The sequence below is a fragment of the Flavobacterium terrae genome, assembly GCF_900142035.1.
Classification (GTDB): domain Bacteria; phylum Bacteroidota; class Bacteroidia; order Flavobacteriales; family Flavobacteriaceae; genus Flavobacterium; species Flavobacterium terrae.
Window position 1 is genome coordinate 29,510 of the sequence record NZ_FQZI01000002.1, and the last position, 24,100, is coordinate 53,609.

Consider the following 24,100-nt stretch of genomic DNA (forward strand, 5'->3'; position numbering starts at 1 on the left):
TTTTATTACAAAAAGGAATTTAAAATCATAAAAAAAGCGTTCGGTATGTATCGAACACTTTAACAATTAACTCAACTATTATATATAAAAACTCAAACGTATACAATATTATTTCTTAATAAAACGTTTTACAAAACTACCGCTAACACCCTTAATTTCAATAAAATAAACTCCTGAAGACAAAGATGTCACATCAATTCTATTTTGTAAAGGTTTAGATTTTAAAACTAGATTTCCTGTAGAATTTAATATTGAAACTGTCTCGTAATCAATATCACTTGAAAAAAACAAATAGTCTGTAGTAGGATTTGGATAAACTTTAAACTCTACTTCCTCTTGTATTTCTTCTTTTGAATCTAAAGCTACTTTTGCAGCATTAGCAACTTTAGTAATTCTAATCCAATTAATATTTACACCTGAAGTTTGAATAAATATTCCGAAATTATAAGTCCCAGCATTTACACTAACAGTGTGAGAAATCGTTTGCCAATTTTGCCATCCTCCTGTGTTAGGTACATTTAATGTGCCTAAAACAATTGAGCCTGCATTCAAATCAGATGAAATTTTTGCTCCTGTAACAGCACTAGCTACTCTATATTCTATAAGATATGCTCCAGTTGTCGGGAAGTTTACATTATTGTAAGCCATCCAATCACCAGTATCGCAGTAACCCACATTTGAACCACCACCAGTATCTGTTGTAGCTTCTACTTGAATACCACTCATAGATGAATAATTCTCTGCTTGAATAACAGTCGAGGTTACAGCTACTGGATTTAATTTCCAATGACCACTAGCTTGATTAACATTTTCCCATTGCTGAACGTTACTTTCTGCAGCAGTGCTATACCCTGCAACTTCTATAACTTTGCCGCTGTGTTTTGCAATCAATTTGTAGTAACCAGCATCCATTGCATATACAATAAACTGTTGGTTAGGTGTACCGTAATAAGTCCACTGTTGCACATTGGCGCCGTTGTCTTTACTAATTCCATTGATATCTATACATTTTCCGCTATGAACTGCACTGATCTTATAAACTCCATCTCCTAAATGCTCAAAATTAAATTGTTGATTGGTTGTATTGCTTACATTCCATTGTTGAATGTTCACACCATCAGCACTTGAACCACCTGGTCCTCCTACTACATCCATATTAAGTCCACTGTATCTGTTTTGCAATGTATATTTCCCTGCTAAATTTGTAACACCATTTGGTCTAACTCTTATTGAAGAAACTTTGTCATTCCATGTAGCATCAAAACAAGCTAAATCTGAAGTTAATGTTACACTTGACCCTAAAAAGTTATCATCCATATACAAAATTACTTTATAACCCTGTGCTATTTTGATAGATGATACGTCATCATTTAATACTCCAAGAGTTGCTAATTGGGACAAAGTATAATCCCCTACATTTAATCCTGCCGAAAATCCTGCATGATTGCAATCTTTGTAAACCGTTACTACATCTGTGGTTGAATTAATACTTCCTCCAGGAGGAATTGTTCCTGTGATACTATAACTTCCTATGGAACCATAAGCGGAATAACCTCCACTAGCTGCGTTTCCAGCTCCGTTTCCATCAACCCCTAGATAGTATTTACCAGCAGCTAAATTCACATTCATTGTTGCATTTAAAGCATATGGATCTGAATTCCAGTAGGTGCCAATTTCTGCTCCTGAAGAATTATATAATCTTAATAATAAATGTAAGTTACCATCTCTACTAACAGTTCTAGCATTAATCACTACATTTCCTCCTCCAGTTGTGAATGAGAAGAAATCATAATCTGCCTCGCTAGAAATAATACCATTTTTCTGATTAATAATTCCACTAGAATTATAATCTAACTTAGTTGATAACCCTGTATTATTACCATAATCATCTCCTCTGTAGCCTATTCCGAATTTTGTTCCTGCAATAATAGCAACATCATCTTGTTTATTATTTGCTGCTGTATACTCGCCTTTACTCCATTGAACTATGGGTCTATAATAACCCGCTCCCATAATTGGTGCCCAAGAAGTATTATCTAAGCCAACAAAATATTCTTCAGCTGGACTAGTACGTCCATCATGACCTAGGTCAAAAGTATGACCAATTTCATGAGAAGAAGCATCACCCCCTGATTTACCCGAAGTAATAAACACCCAACAAGGAACATCATTGTCCCAATTAAACGAACCAATATATGCCACACCACCAGCTCCAGGAGCAGCAGTATTAGTAGGTGTAATTACAACACGCATTCTTCGATTTTTAGGGTAAGAATTAAAAACAGATTCGTTTGTTGTGATATTTAAATTGAAAGGTCTGTAATCTTCAGAAACAACTTCCCAATGTTGCTGAATATCTGCATCGCTCATTCCTGAAGGAGCAGCATTAATAGCATTACCATTATTCCATAAGTTACCTGCTGGCATATTATATCCATCAAAATCAAGTAAAACACAACCAGCAGCACCAGGTAAACTCTGTAAGTTTAATAAAGCAGGAGCAATTGATGCCGTTCCTGTGCTTGCCTTGTTGCTTTTATTTGAAACTTCATTTGGATTAGTGTAGTTTACACAGATTAGTGTATTGATATCTACTTTTTTTACAAATGCATTACCAGTCTTGTCTGAATAATATTTATAAGCCCATTTCTTGGATTTGAAAATTATGTGACCCTCAACTGACTCATTTGAAACTTTTAAATAAAATGATGACTGTGGAGTATTTAAAATTTCTCCAATTACAAATTCACTTGAATTATCTGATTTTATATAATTGACTTTTGCAGTTATTATCTTTGAATCAGGAATAGTTAATGATATTTTTTTTATGGCATTCTTATTAGAATTTACTACCTCTTGTTTTAATTTTCTCAACACAGTTTTAGTATTACCCAATGATGTTTGAGCTATCGTATAACTGCATGAAAATATTATAACAAATAGGTATAACCAATATTTGCTTCTATTTTTCATAGGTATTTTAGTTAGGTTTATTTGAAAAAAAACTCTCAGTTGATCAAATCCAACTGAGAGTTTTAGCAATTACATTTTTACAAATCTTTTTGCTTTTTTGATTTCTTTATCAAAAGCTATTAAATATACTCCTGATTGTAGTTTAGAAATATCTAATTCATTTTTATCTAATAATCTCTCAAGAACTAAATTTCCATTTAAAGAAAAAACACGAACTGTATTTCCTATCAAATCTTTTGAGAAATAAATGATTTCTTGAGCTGGATTTGGATAAACTTTAAACTCTACTTCCTCTTGTATTTCTTCTTTTGAATCTAAAGCAACTTTTGCTCCATTAGCAACTTTAGTAATTCTAATCCAATTAATATTTACACCTGAAGTTTGAATAAATATTCCGAAATTATAAGTACCAGCATTTACACTAACAGTGTGAGAGATCGTTTGCCAATTTTGCCATCCTCCTGTGTTAGGAACGTTTAATGTACCTAAAACAATTGAGCCTGCATTCAAATCAGAAGAAATTTTTGCTCCTGTAACAGCACTAGCTACTCTATATTCTATAAGATATGCTCCAGTTGTAGGGAAGTTTACACTATTGTAAGCCATCCAATCACCTGTATCGCAGTAACCCACATTTGAACCACCACCAGTATCAGTAGTTGCTTCTACTTGAATACCATTCATAGAAGAATAGTTTTCTGCTTGAATTACAGTTGAATTAACAACCGGCACCAATTTCCAATGTCCGCTAGTTTGATTAACGTTTTCCCATTGTTGTACGTTTCCACCATTAGCAGTACTATATCCAGTAACTTCAACTAATTTACCACTATGCTTTGCAATTACTTTAAAATATCCATCCCCAGTAGATACTAAAACAAATTGCTGATTAGGAGTAGCATTATATGGATATTGTTCTACATTGGCACCATTAGCTGTATTAAAATTATTTATATCCAAAGATTGACCGCTATGGTTTGCAACTATTTTATAAAGTCCGTCACCTAAATGAGTAAAAGTGAATTTTTGATTATTACCACCATTGTAAGTACCCTGTGCAACGTTTGCTCCATTTGTATTGCTTGATCCCCAAACGTCCATATACAATCCACTATTACGATTTTGTAAATAGTATGTTACATTCCCTAAACCTGTATCTCCATTAGGCAAAACTCTCATTGAAGTAACCTTATCATTCCAAGTTGCATTAAAACAAGAAGAATCTGAGGTTAAAGTGGTAGATGTTCCCGTAAAATTATCGTCCATATATAAAATTACTTTATAACCTTGAGTAACTTTTAATGAAGAAATAACATCATTACGAACTCCTTTTGCTTGTAAAGCTGCTAGATTATAATCTCCAACACCAAAACCTCCAGAAAAACCAGTGAAATTACAATCATCATAAGTTGTAATTATACCTGTAGTTGATGGTACACTAGGATTTAAAATTCCAACATAACCCCCAAAAGTCGCAATTACCTTTGTTGGTTGTGGTGTATGTAATGATGGAGATAGATCTGCAACATCATCATAAGCAAAACCATACGATAAATTATCTAAACTGATTCCAGGTAAATGCCAAAATTTAGCATAATGATTCATTGGGTTTGCTTTGTAAAAGTTAGGTGCGTCATACCAGTTTTGTTGACCTGGATTAGATGCTGTAACATTTACCATATGTCTATTTATAGCAGCACAAAGTTGAGCTTGAATAACAAGATCTAAATCTCCATCAACAAGTCTTCTATCCAGTACACCCTTTCCTTCTAATACTTCTTGAGTTGAAGGTCTATATTGTACTCTACCTGTACGACCTACGAAACCACCTGATTGTCCTACAACCTCAAGTTGTTCACCTATTACTCTTCCTTTAAAAACACCTGCATCTCCAGCATAAAAAATTAAATCTTGAGTTTTGTATTTATTCCAAATTGCGTCTACATACGATTTCATATAGTTAGCGTATGCACCAGTTCCTTCAGCAAAAGGTGCCGTTTTTGAAGGTGCCGTAATTTCACCAGTTGCATCATTTACACAACCTTGAAATTCTGCAGGTACATTTGCTTTAAATGCTGCTACAATTTCGCTTTGAGTTTTGTACTCTCCAACCTTTTTTTGATAGCCATTTGCTCCAAGTAATTCTAATCCCATTGGATATTTGAATGAGTCTACACGAGTAGGGTTTCCAAAAAAGCCATACTGATTATTAGTTAACTCAATCATCTCATACAAAATTCCATTATTGGGATCTGTTGAATTTAAAGGATTGTGTCCTGCATATCCCGATGGAGCCCCACTTGCACCAAAGAAATACAAGTACATTTGAGATCCTTTTGAAATAAAAACTCTACAACCAGCAATAAGTGGTAACGTAAATGTTTTGTTAGGAATCTCGCTTAATTTCACAAAACAGTTTGCATATTTCCCGTTTCCTCCAGGACCTAAATTTCCGCCTGGTGTTGGCCCTTGTACAGTATTATAAGAAGAACTCATTGGGAGAACTTGGCTTGTTTTAGGGTTTACCCATACATGATTCCCTGTTGTATAATCTATCCCTACTACCGCTACATACAATTCGGCGTCAGAAAAAGGAGAATTGTTATTGACAGTAAAAGGAATAGCTCCTTGTGCAAAACTCATTGAACTCATGCACAGTATTTGTAATACTGCCAGAATTTTAAAATAAAACATTCTTTTCATAATTTTTAGTTTTGGTTTATTTGTTAATTGGTATTTGAATTTATTTTAGCTTATTTAAATTGAAAATCTTTTTCTAAAACATCCAAAGAATTTGTCCCCACAAATACTTTGAAATCTCCTTGTTCTGCTTCCCATTTAGCGTTGGCAGTATAATATTCTATCATTTTCTCATCAATAACGAAATCGACTCTTTTAGATTGATTAGGCTCTAACTCTATCATTTCGAAACCTTTTAATTCTTTTACAGGTCGAGTAAAGCTTCCTACCATATCTCTTATATATAATTGAACTACTTCTTTCCCTTTGGTCTTTCCTGTGTTTTTAACCTCAACAGAAACTTCTATTTTTCCATCTTTAGAAAATGAATTTGAGCTTAATTTTAAATTTGAATATTCAAATTTCGTGTAACTTAACCCGTAGCCAAAAGGATATAAAGGTGTGTTAGGCTGATCAATATAGTGCGACCAAAAAACACTTTCAGGCTCGTTCATGACAGGTCTTCCCGTGTTTTTATAATTATAATAAATTGGAAGTTGTCCTATACTTCTTGGAAACGTCATAGGTAGTTTACCACTTGGATTATAATCCCCATATAATACTTGAGCAATTGCATTTCCAGCTTGAGATCCTAAATGCCATGCTTCTACAATTGCTGGAATATGTTTATCAGCCCATGGAATGGCTAAAGGTCTTCCGTTGTTTAAAACTAATACGATATTAGGATTTACTTTATAGACTTCTTCCAATAATTCTTGTTGTACACCTGGTAATGTAATATCAGTTCTACTTCTACCTTCACCAGATTGTAAGCCGTGTTCTCCTAGAACCATAATTACAACATCTGCATTTTTAGCATTTTGGATGGCTTCAGGGAAACCGCTTTTATCTGTGGTATTAATTTTAGTCTCCCAGACAAATTGTGTTCTACCTACTGCTACATCTGCTCCTTTTGTATATGTAATTTGATTTCCAGTATACTTTTTTAAACCTTCAAGAACAGAAACGGCAGTTTCGTCATCAGCGCCTATTCTCCAACTTCCAAGCGGACTAGTCTTGTCATTTGCCAAAGCCCCAATTACTGCAATTTTTTTACCTTCTTTAGCTAATGGTAGTAATTGATTTTGATTTTTCAATAAAACGATTGACTTCTTTGCTATATCTAAAACATCATCGTGAAATTGAGCTTTACCAATAGTTTCTCTCTCACGTTGCTCATCGCAATATTTGTATGGATTTTCAAATAAACCCATTTCAAATTTTACTCTTAAAATTCTTTTTACAGCTTCATTAATTACTGACTCTTTTACTTTGCCTTCTCTAACAGATTTAGCCAGATTTTCTACATAAGCATATGATTCCATATCCATATCAGAACCTGCATTTGATGCTATTTCAGAAGCATGCTTACTGTCTTTTGCATAGCCATGTGCAATCATTTCATTGATAGAACCCCAGTCAGAAACTACAAAACCATCAAACTTCCAATCTCCTTTTAAAATATCTCTCTGTAAAAAAGAATTTCCAGTAGCAGGAATTCCATTTAGTTCATTAAAAGAATTCATAAATGTTTTTACATTAGCTTCCACTGTAGCTTTAAAAGGAGGAAGAATAATATTTTGTAATATTTCTTCACTTACCGTTACTGTGTTATAATCTCTGCCTGATTCTGCAAATCCATAACCCGCAAAATGTTTAGTACATGCTATAACATTTTTATTGGATGTCAAATCTCCTTGAAAACCTTTTACTCTTGCAATTGCAATCTTACTCCCTAAATAAGGATCTTCGCCAGCACCCTCCATCACTCTCCCCCATCGGGCATCTCTAGTTATGTCTACCATTGGAGCAAATGTCCAGTTGATTCCTGTTGAAGAAGCTTCCTCTGCAGCGATTTGAGCTGATTTTTCTATAGCCTCTAAATCCCAACTAGCAGCTTCGGCTAATGGAATAGGACTAATTGTTTTGTAGCCATGAACAACATCAAATCCAAAAAGTAAAGGAATATGTAAACGTGTTTCTTCAACTGCAATTTTTTGAAGTGCTTTGACTTCCTTAACTCCTTTTACATTTAGCATTGCTCCAACTAATCCCTTTTTTAAATTCTCATATTTTTGGACTGCTTGTCCATTTTTTGGTACAGGGCCAGTTGCATCAAAAAAACCATTATACTGATTCATTTGACCTATTTTTTCTTCTAAAGTCATCAAACTTAAAAGAGAATCAACCCTTTTATCAAGGTTATTCGTATTTTGATTATTTGTGCTGAGAGTATTTTTAGTAGAATTACAATTATACAAAAGCAAAGCACCTATAAACAACCCATATTTAAGTTGGTTAAAATTCATTTATTAGGTATTTTTTTAGGTATAACCCAACCTCAAAGAGATTAGAAAAAAACTAATCTCTTTGCAACTGGTTGAGAAACAAATTGAATGAAAAATGTTATTGATAGACTTTTACATAATCTATTTCATAAGTAGATTGAGTAAAACTAGGGTCGATAGCTCCTCCAAAATTACCTCCCATTGCAAAGTTTAAAAGCAAAAAGAAGTTTTGATTGAACGGAGTGCTAGCAGTGTTAGCAAACGTATGGAACTGAACGTTATCTATATAAAATTTAATAACGGTATCTGTCCAAACCATTGAATATTCGTGAAAAGCGGATGATGCAGTTGCATTTGTTGTATTTCCAGAAACACCATTACCACCAAAATGACCGGGATAATGTAATGTACTAAATACAGTATTTTGCTGATTACCCACATGCTCCATTATATCAATTTCTCCACAATCAGGCCAAGGTACAGAAGTAATATTACTACCTAACATCCATAATGCAGGCCATGTACCTCCACCAGTAGGCAATTTTGCACGCATAACAACTTTCCCATATTTAAAATCAAATTTTCCTTGAGTTTTTAAACGAGCAGAAGTAAATGGTGAACCATTAAAATTTTCTCTAATTGCAGTAATTTTTAAAGTACCTCCAGAAATTGAAACATTGTTTGAATTAGTTGTATAATATTGTTGCTCTTGATTACCCCAACCATCATTATTGGGGCCTCTGCCTGTTTCTAAAACCCATTTACTGGCATCTGGAGCGCCGTCTACATTAAATTCATCCTGCCAAACTAAATTAGTAAAATCAGCACCTTGACTTGGCGGGGAAGTTGTAAATATATGATACCATGCAATAGCATTATCATTACCCATTACAGCTCTAACCACCATTCTATTATCTGTAATTGATAATATTTCATATTTTGATTGGCCTATATAATACCCCATAAATCCACCATCTGAAAAAGTCATTGTTGTACCTCTTGTAGCTGTGGGATTTGTTGTTGACAAAACAGAATCAGAAGGACCTAATAAAACTGTTTTAGTTCCTGAAGTATTATAATCATAACATCCATCACTTGTTGATGTTGCTCCAACAACACTATTATATCCTACATTAAAGAAGGTTTTACCTTGATTGTTTAATGTGTATCTTAAATTGTTACCATCTTTAACAAATGTTAATTCATTATCATACAAACAGCTACTTTCAGGGGAATTTGCTTTTTCAAAAGGAGCAGCCGCATACCAAATAGGCGTCCCGTTTTGTGCAGGATTATCATTATTAGGCCCAACACCTAAATGTCCTGCTTCTGCTGCAGCCCAGTACCATTTTTTAGTACCTCCACCTGTTAAAAATTGAAATGCTTCATCATCAGAAAAATCACTTTGTACTGTAACTTCTATAGTTTTTGTAGTTGAAGCTCCTCCTGTCCCACTAGCTAAAACTGTTACTTGATAAGTATTGACACCTGTGTTAGTAAATCTTTTTTGGAATTTACCACTTTGAGTGCTTTGTGAACTACCGTCACTAAAAATATATTTATAGTTTAAAGATTTACTTGCGGTAGCCGTAAAATTAACCAATCCAGATCCATCTCCATTAGGATGAGCTCCATCTTGACCAATAATTTCTGCTACAATATTTAAATTTTCAGGAGTGTTTATTGAACCAAAAGTGTGATCATCATCCTGACAAGCCGTAATAATTAGTAACGAAGAAATAGCTACTAAAAAAGTATATATATAATTTTTCATAATTTCTAATTTGAAAGTTTTAAATCATCAAAATAATAGTTTTCACCAGTGCCAGAAGTTCCGAAGTTAAAAAACAACACTATTCTTTGGTAATTATTGGAACTTTCAACCCCTGAAAAATCAAATGTTAGTTCTTCCCAACCGTTAGCAATTGTTGTATTAGCAGTCCGCTCAACATTTATAGATCCATTACCTAGATTCTCAAGTTTTAATAAAACTGGTATTCCAGATTGTGGGGACCAAACTTTAATTTTTATTTTTTGAAGATTAGTAAAATCAATTGGATCTGCCAAATCAATAAATGAGCCCGCCCAAGTTTCCGTTCCACTAGGTTTGTTAAATTGTGCCACTTTTGCACTAACGTTTATACCTGAAACTGATGGATTATTAATCACTCCTGTTCCCGCTCCTCCAAAGTTTGAAAATGTATAGGTCAAAGAGTTGTCTTCAAAAGTTAATGGGAATTCTATTTGACTATTTGAGTTTGTTTGTTTGATATCGTCAAAATAATAGTTGGCTCCATTACCAGGATTTCCAAAATCATAGAAAATAACAATTTTTTGATATGAATTTGTTGTATTAATAGGTGTAAAATCAAAAACTAGTGTTTCCCATGCATTAGCAACAGTAGTTGGTACATCAACTTCATAGTTAATATTTGAATCTGTAAGATTTTCCAATTTCATTTTGATCACTGCTCCAACAACTGGTGAATAAGATCTAATTCTTATCTTTTTTAACGTTGTAAAATCAATTGGTTCATCTAGTTGTAATAAAGAACCAGCCCAAACTTCTGAACCCGATGCTTTTTGTAATCTTGCCACTTTTGAACTTGGATTACTTGTAGTTACAGCTGGATTATTAACCACCGTCGAAGTTGCACCCCCAAAGTTTACAAAATCATAGTTTAATATTGATGAATCAAAATTTATAGGCAATAACAATGGATTGAAAATATTTATCTGTTGAGTAGTTTCTGAGGTAGCTACTCCTCCACTGTGTGCTACGACTCTTAATGTATAAGTACCAATACTAGCATAAACATGAGAAATAGTTTGACCTTCATTAAATTGCTGAGGTACTTCATTTGGAACATCTCCAAAGTATACATCAAAATAAGTTTCAAAATTTGCTTTAGCAGTAACGTTAAGCTTAAAAGGATTACCAGGCTCTTTTTCTGCAGTAACTAATAAATCCGTAGGTGCAACAAAAGTAACTGTTAATGGTTGTGTATATTCAACTGTTTTACCATTTAAATTAGTTGCAATGATTTTTACATTATACTGACCTTCAGGATAAGTATGTTCTGCTGTGCCTCCTGGAGCTATCATTTGATTCGTATTTGAAGCGTCACCAAAAAAGACTTGGTAAGAACTAACTCCTTCTCCATTAGGTCTAATTGTTACCTTTCCTGTATTATCATTAGTAATTAAAAACAATGCAGAAATATTACTTGGATCTTTTGCAGAATTAAGATAATCGAAATTATCTTCATCCTGAGAGCAACCTGCAAAGGCTGCAATCAAAATGATGTAAAGTATATATTTAATTTTTTTCATATGCTTATATTTTAAATATTCAATAGTTTATAACTAAAGATTACAATTCGATTTATTAATATCCTTGATTTTGACTCCAATTTCCGGCTGCAAATTGAATTTCTTCTATTGGTATAGGGAACACTTCGTTTTTATTAGCCATAAACCCTGGAATTGTTCCAGCAGCCTTTCCTGTTCTTACTAAATCAAAGAAACGATGCCCTTCTCCCATTAATTCTGCTCTACGCTCTGCCCAAATAATATCTGTAAGTGCAGCACCTGTTGCATTTATATCGTGATTTGTATCTCCAAAAGCTCTTCTACGAACTTGATTTAAATACAAACGAGCTCTACCATCATCAATATTACCTCTATTGTATGCTTCGGCTGCCATTAATAAAACATCTGCATAACGTATAGATCTGTAATTATTTGGGTTTGTTAAATTTTGATCTCCAATATTTGAATCTCCTTTTCTAGGCAAATATTTTCTATTAAAATAACCTGTATGCTTATATCCTTGACCATATGTTGCATTATTTGCAGCAGCAAAAGCTACAATATCTAAAATAGCAACATCACGTCTTCTATCACCAGGCTCATAAGAATTGTAAGCTTCACTAGTGGGAATATTAAAACTATAACCGCTATCAAATAATGGTCCGTTAAAATTTCTAATTCCATTAAAGCCTACAGCTACATTTCCTTCACTACATTGCAAGCATTCGAATCCAGCTCCTTGAGTATCTGTGTATTGTATTTCGAATACCGATTCTGCATTATTTTCATTATCGTTTTCAAAAATTGTTGCATAATCTGACACTAATGAATAATTACCATCATTTATAACATTATCCAATACATTTGCAGCTTGTTGATATTTATTTTGATAAAGGTAAATTTTACCCAATAATGCTTGAGCAGCTCCTTTAGTTGCTCTTCCTACTTGTGGAGCATTCACATTTAAATTGTTTATCGCATACATTAAATCAGCTTCTATTGAAGCATATACATCTGCAACAGAAGACCTTGGAATTGTTTTTTCATCTCCTAATTTGAATCTAACATCTCCTTTTAAAGGAATTCCACCAAACCACTTAACCAATTCAAATTGATAATAAGCTCTTAGAAATCTTGTCTCTGCAATGATTTGATTTTTACCAGTAAAATCTATTTTATCTTTAAATTCTAAGATATAATTACAACGCTGAACACCTGCAAACATCCAATCCCAAATATTTTTCACATTACTATTAACAGAAGTATGTGACATTTCATCTACTTGCTGAAAACCTATGACATCTGTTGCACTTTCTCCTCCTGACAATGTGTTATCTGATGCAATTTCTCCTAATAATACATTTACATAACTCGAATGAAGCATATCATAAGCAGCAACAAGTGCATTATAATAATCTTTATCAGAGTTAAAATAATTTTCAGAATCTATAGAAAAAGGAGCTTCTTCATTAATAAATTCGTCAGAACATGATACAGTAGCAGTAATCACTAATAGTATCAGAAAAAATGATATAATATTTTTTTTCATTTCAATTTGCATTAAAAATTAACATTTAAACCAAATGAATAAATTCTTGGCTGAGGATAAAATCCGTAATCAATTCCACCTGAAATAGGGTTACCAGTATTAGCAGTAGGGTCAAAACCTCTATATTTAGTAAAAGTGTAAATATTGTTTGCTGACAAATAAAATCTAAGCTTAGCAAGGTTTAATTTTTCTAAAACATTTTGTGATAAAGAATACCCTAATTGAATATTTTGAATTCTTAAAAAAGAGGCATCTTCGACGAAATAACTAGAAAATAAATTGTTGTTTGTTGCACCAGTTGTTACTCTAGGAACTGTATTACTTGTTCCTTCACCAGTCCATCTATCAAGAACATAATCTAACTTGTTTAATTTATTTTCTGTTCTTTCATAATTTCTAATTAAATCATTGCCAATTGAAGCATATGAATAAGCAATGAAATCAATGTTTTTATAACCTAAATTTAAATTAAAACCTAAAGTATAATCGGCAATTGGTTTACCTATGAATGTTCTATCATTAAAATCTATTTTACCATTACCATCAATATCTTTATATCTAATATCTCCTGGAGATGTTACTGTAGATCCTAAACCACTTTGAGAAGGGTGAGCATCAATTTCGGCCTGATTTTGAAAAATTCCATCAGCTTGAAGTCCGTAGAAAACTCCGATAGGTTGTCCCACTTGCATTCTTGTTGGTGGTAATTGTCCAATTCCAAACGCCCCGCTTTCTTGATAACCTGTAGCATTATTAACTTCTAATACTTCATTTTGAATTTTAGTAACATTAACACCTAGTTCATATTTAAATTTATTCACATTACTTTTGTAGTTCAAAGTAATTTCTGCTCCTCTGTTTCTAACTTTTCCTGCATTTAATGTTGGATTTCCAGAACCAGGGGCATACCCTCCACTTATACCTGAAACAGGTACATTTTGAATTAATAAGTCTGAACGAATATCATTAAAATAATCAGCAATTAATTCCAATTTATTGTCAAATGCTTTCAAATCAAATCCTACATCTAATTTTTCGCCTGTTTCCCATTTTATTTTTTCATTAGGGATTCTACCTATCGCAACACCATTCACTAATGTATTATCGAAAACATAGGTTGCTTCACCAGATAATACTGACCTATAGTCTGATAAACCAGCTACATCATTCCCTAACGTTCCATAACTTCCTCTAATTTTCAGAAAATTAACTAGACTTTCTTTATTAAAGAAATCTTCTTCAGATACTATCCAACCTCCTAAAAATGATTTAAAGTATGCAACACTATTATTTTTTGCAAAATGACTTGATTGGTCTCTTCTAAAAATAAAAGACAATAAGTATTTTTCTTTAAAATTATAATCAATAGTGGTAAATAATGAAGGTTTTTTATAAGGTGCATTTTTGTATGACCCATTAGGAATTACGCCATCTGGTGGAGCTCCATTAGCCAATTGAATATCTGCATAATCCCACGAGTTATATGGAACATCATACCCTGTTGCAAAAAGGCCTTCTTCATTCTTTTCAATAAGTGTTCCACCAACAGTTAGTTTAACTTTATGATTTTCCAAGAAAGTCTTTTCATATTCACCAAACAAATCATAAGTAAAATCACTATAGCGAATGGCATTTTGAGAAACACTATTTCGGGTAACATTAAATACTTTTCCTGTTCCATAAAACAATTCTTTACTAAAAGACTTTCCAACAGAATTAGCTGAATTAAAACCGTATCTAGTTGTTATCTTAAAATCTTTAAAAGGCTTGATTTGTAAAACAATATTTCCATTTATTTTTTTCTGATTGTAACTATTGTATGTGTTTTCTATTTGCGCTAAAGGATTTATTACTTCATTACCATATCCTGGTGTATCAGGAATAAGAGTATAATTACCTAAATTATCATAAACAGAAAGTGTTGAAGGAGCATTAATTGCATTGAATAATACAGATCCAATACCGTTTTCATTTAAACTCTGTCTATTAAAATCTGTATACATTAAGTTTGTAGATAAATTAAATTTGTCTGATAAGTCAACAGCAACTGAAACTCTAGCATTACTTCTATCAAATCCCGATTTATCTAATCCTATGATACCGTCTTGCTTAACATTTGATCCACTAAAAGAATATATAATTTTATCTGTTCCTCCTGAAATAGAAAGATTATTATTGTAAAGCATAGCTGATCTAAATACTTCATCTTGCCAATCTGTTCCTTTTCCTAAATTAGAAACATCAGGGTATGGTAAAGCCTGCCCTCCATTTGCGTAGCTTTCATTTAAAAGAAGAGCATATTCTGTAGCATTCAACAATCTCATTTTTTTAGAAGTTTCTTGCATCCCGAACGAAGATTCAAAACTTACTTTAGGTCGTGAATTCTTTTTTCCTTGTTTTGTTGTGACAATAATAACTCCATTAGCCCCTACAGAACCATAAACAGCAGCCTGAGCATCTTTTAAAACAGTAATACTTTCAACATCAGAAGGGTTAAGCAAATTTAAGTCCCCTTCATAACCATCAATTAAAACATATGGTTGATTGTTTGAATTTGAAGAAATACCTCTAATATTTATACTAAAGCCTGATCCAGGTGCTCCTGATGCAGCATTGACCGTAACACCTGAAACTGTTCCTTGCAAAGCTTGTGATGCTTGAATTGGTCTTAATTCTTCTATAGTTTTACTGGCTACTACACTCACAGCTCCTGTTACATCTTTTTTCTTTTTTGAAGAATAACCTACAACTACAACTTGTTCTAAGGCATTTTTATCTTCAACTAAAGATATACTTAAATTATCTTGACTAGAAGATACTACATACTCATAGGTTTTAAAGCCTAAAAAGCTAACGAGTATAGTTTCCCCTTTATGGACTCCTTTGAGCACAAAAGTCCCATCGAAGTTTGATGTGGTAAATAGTTGCCCATTTTTAACTTTAATATTGGCACCTGCAATGGGAACGTTGGTTCCACTCTCTTTTACAGTACCTCTTAAATCTAGGATTTGAGAAAACCCAAAAGTTGAAATGAGTAAAAAATAAATTAATAAATAGTTTGACTTCATATTAGTGTGATTAGTTTGAAGTTAAAATTAGATTTATCTATTAATAAAAAGTTAAAAACAACCCCTACAAAAAACATACACTATAAAAAAACATACTATTTTTTATCAATTTCTTAAAAAAGAATTAGTATTTGTAAGGAATTATAATTGATTAAAAATTTAATAAAAAATAAATTCAAGAAGTTGTTAGAGGCCTAAAAAAACGAAATGTTGTGGTAATGTATAGTTTTTTTAGGTGATGTGTTAAGTTTTATATCGATAAAATATACTCAACTAAACCTTGTTCGTGTGATAAATCCATTTTTTTACGCAAACGATATCGTTTAATTTCAACACTACGTACAGAAATATTTAAAAGTGGGGCAATTTCTTTTGATGACAAATTCAATCTTAAGTAAGCACATAGTCGCAAATCGTTTGGAGTTAGAAGTGGATGAGCTGCTTTTACTTTTTTCAAAAAGTCTTTATCTGCACTATCAAATGCTTCCTTAAAAACATTCCAATTGTCATCTTCGCTAATATTTTTACTAATAGTCGTTATAACCGATTTAATACTTTTATCACCCTCTTGTGTTGTCTTTTTCAAATCGTCTTTAATCATAGAAAGCAATTCATTCTTTTTGATCAAGTTCATTGTAGAAACTGCCAATTCTCTATTTTTAGCATCAAATTCATTAGTTAATTGCTCATTTCTAATCTTCATTAATCTTTGTTCATTTTCAAGCTCCTGAATTTCGAGCAATCTATTATTTTCCTCTATTAGTTTTTCTCTTTGACTATTATAGTAATTTTTATAAGCCTTATTGATAAAATATGCACCAAGGCACATTAAAATTAGATACAAAAATTTAGCAAAGTTTGTCCAATACCAAGGTTTTAAAATCTTAAATTTATAAATCGCCATGTTTGCAGGTGTAGAATTAGCAATTTTTGCTTTTACTTTAAAAACATAATCACCAGGAGGTAAATTTTTAAAATTTATTGAAGATTTTGAATTCCAATCACTCCACTCATCTTGAAATCCTTCTAATAAGAATTGATATTCTGCATTAATGTATTTATTGTATTCTGGAACAGTAAAACTAAAAGTAATATTGTTTTCACTATGTAAAAACTCACCACTATTTAATATTGGAGCATTTATGGAAGTCTTACTTAGTTTATTGACAGATATATTAGAAATACTAACATTATAGTTTTTAAAACTCAGACCATCAAGATTAATAATATAATAACCATCTGTTGTACCTATTAAATAATTAGAACTAGATAGCTGATAAATATTTTCATATCCTAACATGGAGTTTGTTAAAGAAGCAGGAATTGGAATCGTATTTTCTTTCAGTTTATAATTTAGTTTGTTTAAGGAGAAATAATGGATGTAATTCTTTGTAAAAAGCCATAATTTATTTGAACTATCAACTATCAAATTACCCGAAGTATAATCGTCTTTTTCAAATATTGAACTTAATGTTTTATCTTTTACAAACTGTTTGTCAACTTCATTTAATTTATAAATTCCGTTTTTATAAGCATAGTATATTTCGTTGTTAAATTTTATTAGTGAAGCATTTTTTCCCTTCCCTGGTGAAGTATAGGTATAAAAAGAATGTGCTTGCTCAAAATCATTATCTGTTTTAAATCTAAAAATCCCTTTGTATTCGTGAGAAACGTATATATCTTTACTTTTTGTTATTTCAAGATGTCTAGAAGAATAATTAAAACCATTGATTTTGTTTTTAAACATCCATTGATTCTCAATTTTTTGTAATACAGATACGCCATAATAATTTCCTTGTAGCAACAAATCGCTTCGGTCAGGTACATTTACAAACTTCCATGTTCCCGAAGCTCTAAAAATGTTACTAGCCGTTCCGTTATCTATTAAAAAAGTACCAAGGTTATGTCCACAAAAAAGCACGCCATCATGTTCAAACAATGACCAAACTTGCCCTTTTGTTCCAGAAACAAATCGAAATTGTGTATTAGTTCCAAATTCTTTATAAAACAAACCTTGATTAGTACCAATGTAGAGCTTATTTTTATATAAATGAGAAGTATAAACTGTTCCTAAAATACCTGTATTGTCTGCATAACTTTTAATAGGTGAATCCAAATTCACACAATTAATACCGTTATCTAACCCAATCCACAAATTATTATCGGCATCTTCAAAAAGTGACAAGGCAGTATTATTACTCAATCCAGAACTTTGTGTAATATGATTAAGAATTTTACCCTCAGAATTTAACACATAAACTCCGTTGGAAACCGTCCCTAGTGCAAAGCCTTTATTAGAAAGCCTTTTTGCAGAATAAATTGTAGAAGATAATAATTCAGAATCTGCTGAAGTATTGTGTTTACTTACTTTTCCATTAACTAATTTAAAAAAACCATTTTGCTCAGTTAAAACCAATAATCCCTCATCTGTTGAAAAAACATTAATGATAACATTTTTTGTTAGTATAGGATCATTAGAAACTAATTTTGATTTTCCATTCTCAATTTCGAGTAATCCTTCGTTAAAAGCATGAAAATAAATTGAATTATTAGTTCTGAAGGTTTTTGAAATACCATTTTTATTAGAAATTTTACTGAAATTGCCTGTAACTGTATCGTAAATATGTATAGCATTAAATGACTGAAATAAAACCCATTGATCATAATTTAAAATATTCCAAAACTGCTCATCATCTATGATTTTATCTTTAATGTTTTTACTTAAAGAGGTATACTTCAACCTACCATTAGTTTGTCTTGTCCAAAAGCCAAACTCCATGTAACAACCCGTATATATTTTATCACCAATTACATTAACAGATCTAATTATCGACTCATTAGGAGATGGATAAAGTGTAAAATTTGAACCATTAAACTCTAATAATCCTTCATGATTTGCAAAAAAAACAAATTGCTTTGAATCTTGAGATATCATCCAATTTTGATTTCCTGCACCATAAACATTCGGTGCGTATTTTACGATTGGTGGTAACTCTTGAGAAAAACTATTTAAAGAGATGAATAGTAATAGAAACGATAACCAATTCTTTTTAAAATTGAACATAAGGTGGTTTGTTTTTTTGTTTGTTTAGTTGTTAAAAGTAAAAGTAACTTATTAAAACAATTATTCAAAAAAAGTAATTAGTTCAACTTGCTATTTATTAAAACTGACACGAAATAGTTACCTTTGTGGAAAAGACATTTTCATAGATATGATCAAAGATATTTCTACTCTAGAACCTAAAAAAAATATACTTATTAAAGGGGCTCAAATTCACAATTTAAAGAATTTGGATTTAGCAATACCTCGCAATAAATTAGTTGTTATAACTGGTTTATCGGGTTCAGGAAAATCAAGTCTTGCTTTTGATACTTTATATGCCGAAGGACAGCGTCGTTATGTTGAAAGTCTTTCGAGTTATGCTCGTCAATTCTTGGGTCGATTAGACAAACCAAAAGTCGATTATATCAAAGGAATTGCACCAGCAGTTGCTATTGAACAAAAAGTCAATACAACAAATGCAAGATCAACTGTTGGTACTTCAACAGAAATCTATGATTATTTAAAATTACTGTTTGCTCGAATAGGCAAAACTTATTCGCCCGTATCTGGCTTAGAGGTAAAAAAACAAACGGTTTCTGATGTTATTAACGAAGTAAAAACTTTTGAAGAAAATAGCAAATGGTTGCTCCTTTCTCCAATACATCTGGAAGAAGGAAGAGATCTTGAAAACAAACTTAAAGTCTTATTACAACAAGGTTTTATTAGAATTTTAGTCAACAACGAAATGGTTCGTTTAGATGAAATCGATCAGCATTCGCTTGACAATAAAGATGTTTTGTTAATTATTGATCGTATTGTTGTTAAACACGAAGAAGATTTTTACAATAGATTAGCAGATGCAACGCAAACAGCATTTTATGAAGGAAAAGGAATTTGCTATTTACAAGAATTAAATACAGATAAAAAAATCGTGTATAGTTCAAATTTCGAATTAGACAATATCACTTTTCTAGAACCCAATATTCACTTGTTTAGTTTTAACAATCCTTATGGCGCATGCCCTCAATGTGAAGGCTATGGAAACATTATAGGTATTGATGAAGATTTAGTGATCCCTAACTCTGCTCTTTCTATTTATGAAAATTGTATAGCTCCCTGGAAAGGCGAAAGCATGAGCTGGTATAGAGATCAATTGGTTAACAACAGTCATAAATTTGATTTCCCAATACACAAACCTTATTTTCAACTAACTGCAGAACAAAAAGATTTAGTTTGGAAAGGAAATCAATACTTTGAAGGATTAAATGATTTCTTTAAAGAATTAGAAGAGAAAAATTATAAAATTCAAAATCGTGTAATGCTTTCACGTTACCGTGGAAAAACAAAATGTACTACTTGTAAAGGTAAAAGACTTCGTCCAGAGACTAACAATATAAAAGTTGGAGGAATAACATTACCAGAATTAGTTGATTTATCGATCAAGAAGCTAATTCCTTTTTTTAAAAACTTAGAATTATCAGAATACGATCAAAAAGTCGCTAAACGATTACTTATTGAGATTAATAGTAGATTATCTTTTCTAGAAGATGTAGGATTAGATTATCTTACTTTAAATAGAAATTCTGCAACTCTTTCTGGAGGTGAATCACAACGAATTAATCTTGCCACATCACTCGGAAGTAGTCTTGTAGGTTCTATGTACATTTTAGACGAGCCAAGTATAGGTTTACATCCAAAAGATACTGAAAGATTAATAAAAGTTTTATTATCATTAAGAGATTTAGGAAATACAGTAATAGTGGTTGAGCATGACGAAGATATCATGAAAGCTGCTGATATGATTATTGATATTGGTCCTGAAGCAGGAACTTATGGAGGTGAATTAGTCGCACAAGGCACTTTTGATGAAATACTACAATCTAGCTCATTAACATCATTGTATTTAAATGGCAAGTTAGAAATAGAAGTTCCAAAAAAACGAAGAAAATTTAAAAATTTCGTTGAAGTTAAAGGGGCTCGAGAAAACAACCTACAAAATATAGATGTTACTTTTCCGCTAGACGTATTAACTGTAATAACAGGAGTTTCGGGTTCAGGAAAAAGTACGTTAGTTAAAAAAATATTATATCCTGCTCTGCAAAAAAAATTAGAAGGTGTTGGTGAAAAAGCTGGTCAATTTACTGAACTAGAAGGAAGTTATTCGCATATCAAACATATAGAGTATGTTGATCAAAATCCTATTGGTAGAAGCTCTCGTTCTAATCCTGTTACTTACATCAAGGCTTACGATGATATAAGAGATTTATTTTCAAAAGAAAAGCTTTCTAAAAACAGAGGTTATCAAGCCAAACACTTTTCGTTTAATGTCGATGGTGGTAGATGTGAAACTTGTAAAGGAGAAGGTTCTATAAATGTTGAGATGGTTTTCATGGCCGATGTTTCTCTACCTTGTGAAACATGTAACGGAAAACGATTCAAAAAAGAAGTGCTTGAAGTACAGTTTGAAGGAAAAAATATAGATGATGTATTAACTATGACTATCGATGAATCTTTAGAATTTTTTAAAGCAAAAAATCAAGCAAAAATTGTCCAAAAATTACAGCCTTTACAAGACGTAGGGTTAGGTTATGTTCAGCTTGGCCAATCATCATCTACTTTATCTGGCGGAGAAGCACAACGTATCAAGTTGGCATCATTTTTAGTCAAAGGAGCTACAAAAGACAAAGCGCTTTTCATTTTTGATGAACCAACAACTGGATTACACTTTCATGATATCAAAAAACTATTAAAATCATTTGATGCATTATTAGAAAAAGGCCATTCTATAATTGTTATTGAACATAATCTTGATTTAATAAAATGTGCCGATTATATCATTGATTTAGGACCTGAAGGCGGAGAAAATGGAGGTAAACTACTTGCCTTTGGTTCACCTGAAGAAATAGTTAAAAACAAAGCTTCAATAACAGCTAAATATTTAAAAGAGAAGTTATAAAAAAAGCCTCATTAAGAGGCTTTTTTTTTATTCTATAACAATTTTTTTACTTATTTTTTTATCTCCTGAGTTCAAAGTCATCAGATACATTCCTTTAGATAATCCTTCAATACTAACTGCTTCTATTAACTTAGGATTAAAAATGCGTTTATTTAAAACTGATTTACCATTAATATCTGTAATTGTAAAGTCATAACTACTAGTTTCTAAATTTCCCATATTAATATGAATAGAATCCTTAGTTGGATTTGGAAAAAAGCTTACTTGAAAATCCTTCTCAAAATTATTCACGCTTAATGTTGTTTCTGCTTTAGCAAAATGCAATAAAGCACCTGTAGCCGCTTTAGCAACTTTAAAATTATAAACAGGATCCATGTTTACTAACAAATCTGTAGCAGTGTGTTTATGAGTTGTTTCATTAGTTTCAAAAAAACCAGTGATTATTTCATTGTTAGCTTGAAAAGGCATATAATCTGATGCATAAGCATAAGATAATGTAGTTTGTAACGGTGAATATAAACCAACACAAGTAATCAACTCGTTAGTCATTGCAGATGAAGCTGCATTATTTGTAGAAGGAGTTCCATTAGTATCTCTCTCGCAAGTAATAGTATTGTTAGTCATACCAGCCACTCCACCAACTTCATCAAGATTAAACACTAATCTAATATTCATTTTAGGTGTTGTTCCATTTACTACAGAAGACACATAATGCTGACTTCCTTTTAAACCATCTTCTTCTCCACTAAAATTAATAAACTTAATAGAATACTCAGTATTAACATCTTTTAATAATCTAGCCATCTCTAATATGCTTGCTACACCACTTCCATTATCGTTAGTTCCTGTTCCAGTTATTGAATCATAATGTCCACAAACAATAACATAGGTGTTAGGATATAAAGTACCAACTTTAGTAACAACAAGATTTTTACAAGTACTTCCTGAATAAGAATAGGTATCAGTAGAAAGCTGAGAAGCAGTATAACCAAATCCAGTATACTTATTCACTAGCCATTGATAGGCATTTTCAAGAGCTTGAGTATTTCTGTATTTAACTCCTAAAGCTTCATATTCAGTTAAATAATTAGTAATATTTGTTTGAGATGTCTGATTTGCAATATCTGCGTAACGTTGCACAAAAGTTTGAGCAAATAAACTCAACGGGCTTAAAGTAATGCTTAATAGTAAAGCAAGTAATTTTGGTTTCATATTTATAATAGTCTTGGGTTTTAGCAAAGTTATATTTTTTTAACATTTTTACACGTTTTTTTTAAATTTTTTAATTATTTAAAAATCAGACACTTAAAAAATATTATGCTTGCATAGCAAGTTTTGGCACGCAAATTGAATATATCATTTCAACAAGATGTTTTTCTTGTTCGAGATAGCCGAAAATCGAAAGAGTAAGCAAACCATTAAATTATTGTATTATGAAAAAGATTACACTTTTAGTGGCCAGCATCTTCCTGGCGGGAAGTATGGCTCACGCGTCAGAAAACCATTTTTTTTCTGACAATAAAGGAAAAGGAAAAGGTCCTAAACATTATGTAGATTACAGAGATGCTGAACCTATTTCATTTATAGAACGTGGTATTGAGTTTTTTGTATTCCCTAACGGTGAATTCGATTTTAACACAAGACCAGATGATGTTCAAGGAGGTGATTACTACTTTAAAGCAGCTGGTAAAAGAGGCTCAGTAGAAATTGCTAGTAGAAGACCAGTTAATTATGGAGTACGTATCGAACATGATAGTTTTGGAAGAGTAAGAAGAGTTGGAAACACATTTATCAACTACGATTACAATGATAGAGTAAGTCGAATTGGTACAGTTTACATGAGATACAACAGTTTTGCGCTAACACAAATTGGTGGATTACGCATCATGTACAACAGAAAATGTCAAATCATTGATATGATGGGTAGTGTAAAAGGATACAGAGCTTCTGGTTATTACAATGATAACTATGGTGGACCTCGAGGAAATTATCCTTCAGACCCTCGCAACAACGATGATGACTACTACTATTACAAAGCTGATGGTACAAAGTCAAAAATCGAAGACGATAAAAATTAAAGAGTTTTAAAATAAATTTTGGTTAGGTTTGTTTGTTTATGTTAAACCTCGGAGTGCCATAACTCTGGGGTTTTTCTATTTTTAGGAGCTTTAT

General features: G+C 31.9%; 11 protein-coding genes. 2 read left to right on the forward strand and 9 right to left on the reverse strand.

Going from position 1 to position 24,100, the window contains the following annotated elements; translation table 11 throughout:
• Nucleotides 1-108: 108 nt before the first annotated feature.
• The 8 genes from BUC09_RS04455 to BUC09_RS04490 all read right to left on the reverse strand — a co-directional run bounded on the left by BUC09_RS04455 (nt 109) and on the right by BUC09_RS04490 (nt 18,993).
• The gene (locus BUC09_RS04455) at nt 109-2,973 is read right to left on the reverse strand and encodes a carbohydrate-binding protein (RefSeq protein ID WP_084127097.1); all 2,865 of its coding nucleotides are present in this window, start codon (nt 2,971-2,973) and stop codon (nt 109-111) included.
• A gap of 69 nt (nt 2,974-3,042) precedes the next feature.
• Complete coding sequence (locus BUC09_RS04460; RefSeq protein WP_073309118.1) at nt 3,043-5,676, reverse strand: beta-1,3-glucanase family protein; 2,634 nt, start codon at nt 5,674-5,676, stop codon at nt 3,043-3,045.
• A gap of 50 nt (nt 5,677-5,726) precedes the next feature.
• Nucleotides 5,727-8,021 (reverse strand): beta-glucosidase BglX, encoded by a 2,295-nt coding sequence (gene bglX / locus BUC09_RS04465; protein WP_073309120.1) that lies wholly within the window; start codon nt 8,019-8,021, stop codon nt 5,727-5,729.
• A gap of 97 nt (nt 8,022-8,118) precedes the next feature.
• Entirely contained in the window at nt 8,119-9,774 is a 1,656-nt protein-coding gene (locus BUC09_RS04470; protein ID WP_073309122.1) for a family 16 glycosylhydrolase, read from the reverse strand.
• Between the two features lie 5 nt (nt 9,775-9,779).
• Nucleotides 9,780-11,333, reverse strand: coding sequence for a hypothetical protein (locus BUC09_RS04475; protein WP_073309124.1), 1,554 nt, complete (start codon nt 11,331-11,333; stop codon nt 9,780-9,782).
• A gap of 55 nt (nt 11,334-11,388) precedes the next feature.
• Entirely contained in the window at nt 11,389-12,861 is a 1,473-nt protein-coding gene (locus BUC09_RS04480) for a RagB/SusD family nutrient uptake outer membrane protein (protein WP_073310351.1), read from the reverse strand.
• A gap of 11 nt (nt 12,862-12,872) precedes the next feature.
• Nucleotides 12,873-15,929 carry a SusC/RagA family TonB-linked outer membrane protein gene (locus BUC09_RS04485; RefSeq protein ID WP_073309126.1) on the reverse strand — a complete coding sequence of 1,019 codons (3,057 nt, stop codon included), beginning with the start codon at nt 15,927-15,929 and terminating at the stop codon, nt 12,873-12,875.
• A gap of 250 nt (nt 15,930-16,179) precedes the next feature.
• Nucleotides 16,180-18,993, reverse strand: coding sequence for a triple tyrosine motif-containing protein (locus BUC09_RS04490; RefSeq protein WP_073309128.1), 2,814 nt, complete (start codon nt 18,991-18,993; stop codon nt 16,180-16,182).
• Nucleotides 18,994-19,141: 148 nt separating this feature from the next.
• On the opposite strand from BUC09_RS04490, the gene uvrA reads away from it, so the two are divergent.
• Nucleotides 19,142-21,928 carry an excinuclease ABC subunit UvrA gene (gene uvrA, locus BUC09_RS04495; protein WP_073309130.1) on the forward strand — a complete coding sequence of 929 codons (2,787 nt, stop codon included), beginning with the start codon at nt 19,142-19,144 and terminating at the stop codon, nt 21,926-21,928.
• A gap of 27 nt (nt 21,929-21,955) precedes the next feature.
• On the opposite strand, the gene BUC09_RS04500 is transcribed toward uvrA, so the two are convergent.
• Nucleotides 21,956-23,140, reverse strand: coding sequence for a M20/M25/M40 family metallo-hydrolase (locus BUC09_RS04500; RefSeq protein ID WP_073309132.1), 1,185 nt, complete (start codon nt 23,138-23,140; stop codon nt 21,956-21,958).
• A gap of 221 nt (nt 23,141-23,361) precedes the next feature.
• Between BUC09_RS04500 and BUC09_RS04505 the strand changes: the two genes are divergently transcribed.
• A complete protein-coding gene (locus BUC09_RS04505) occupies nt 23,362-24,006 on the forward strand; it encodes a hypothetical protein (RefSeq protein ID WP_143161866.1) in 645 nt (214 codons plus the stop codon).
• The last annotated feature ends 94 nt before the right edge of the window (nt 24,007-24,100 follow it).

Bases quoted from the DNA above. Each gene is read 5' to 3' on its own strand.
- BUC09_RS04475 (WP_073309124.1), bottom strand. From the start codon at position 11,333: ATGAAAAAAATTAAATATATACTTTACATCATTTTGATTGCAGCCTTT.
- BUC09_RS04505 (WP_143161866.1), top strand. From the start codon at position 23,362: ATGAAAAAGATTACACTTTTAGTGGCCAGCATCTTCCTGGCGGGAAGT.
- BUC09_RS04485 (WP_073309126.1), bottom strand. From the start codon at position 15,929: ATGAAGTCAAACTATTTATTAATTTATTTTTTACTCATTTCAACTTTT.
- BUC09_RS04480 (WP_073310351.1), bottom strand. From the start codon at position 12,861: ATGAAAAAAAATATTATATCATTTTTTCTGATACTATTAGTGATTACT.
- BUC09_RS04470 (WP_073309122.1), bottom strand. From the start codon at position 9,774: ATGAAAAATTATATATATACTTTTTTAGTAGCTATTTCTTCGTTACTA.
- BUC09_RS04490 (WP_073309128.1), bottom strand. From the start codon at position 18,993: ATGTTCAATTTTAAAAAGAATTGGTTATCGTTTCTATTACTATTCATC.
- BUC09_RS04455 (WP_084127097.1), bottom strand. From the start codon at position 2,973: ATGAAAAATAGAAGCAAATATTGGTTATACCTATTTGTTATAATATTT.
- BUC09_RS04500 (WP_073309132.1), bottom strand. From the start codon at position 23,140: ATGAAACCAAAATTACTTGCTTTACTATTAAGCATTACTTTAAGCCCG.
- BUC09_RS04460 (WP_073309118.1), bottom strand. From the start codon at position 5,676: ATGAAAAGAATGTTTTATTTTAAAATTCTGGCAGTATTACAAATACTG.
- bglX (WP_073309120.1), bottom strand. From the start codon at position 8,021: ATGAATTTTAACCAACTTAAATATGGGTTGTTTATAGGTGCTTTGCTT.
- uvrA (WP_073309130.1), top strand. From the start codon at position 19,142: ATGATCAAAGATATTTCTACTCTAGAACCTAAAAAAAATATACTTATT.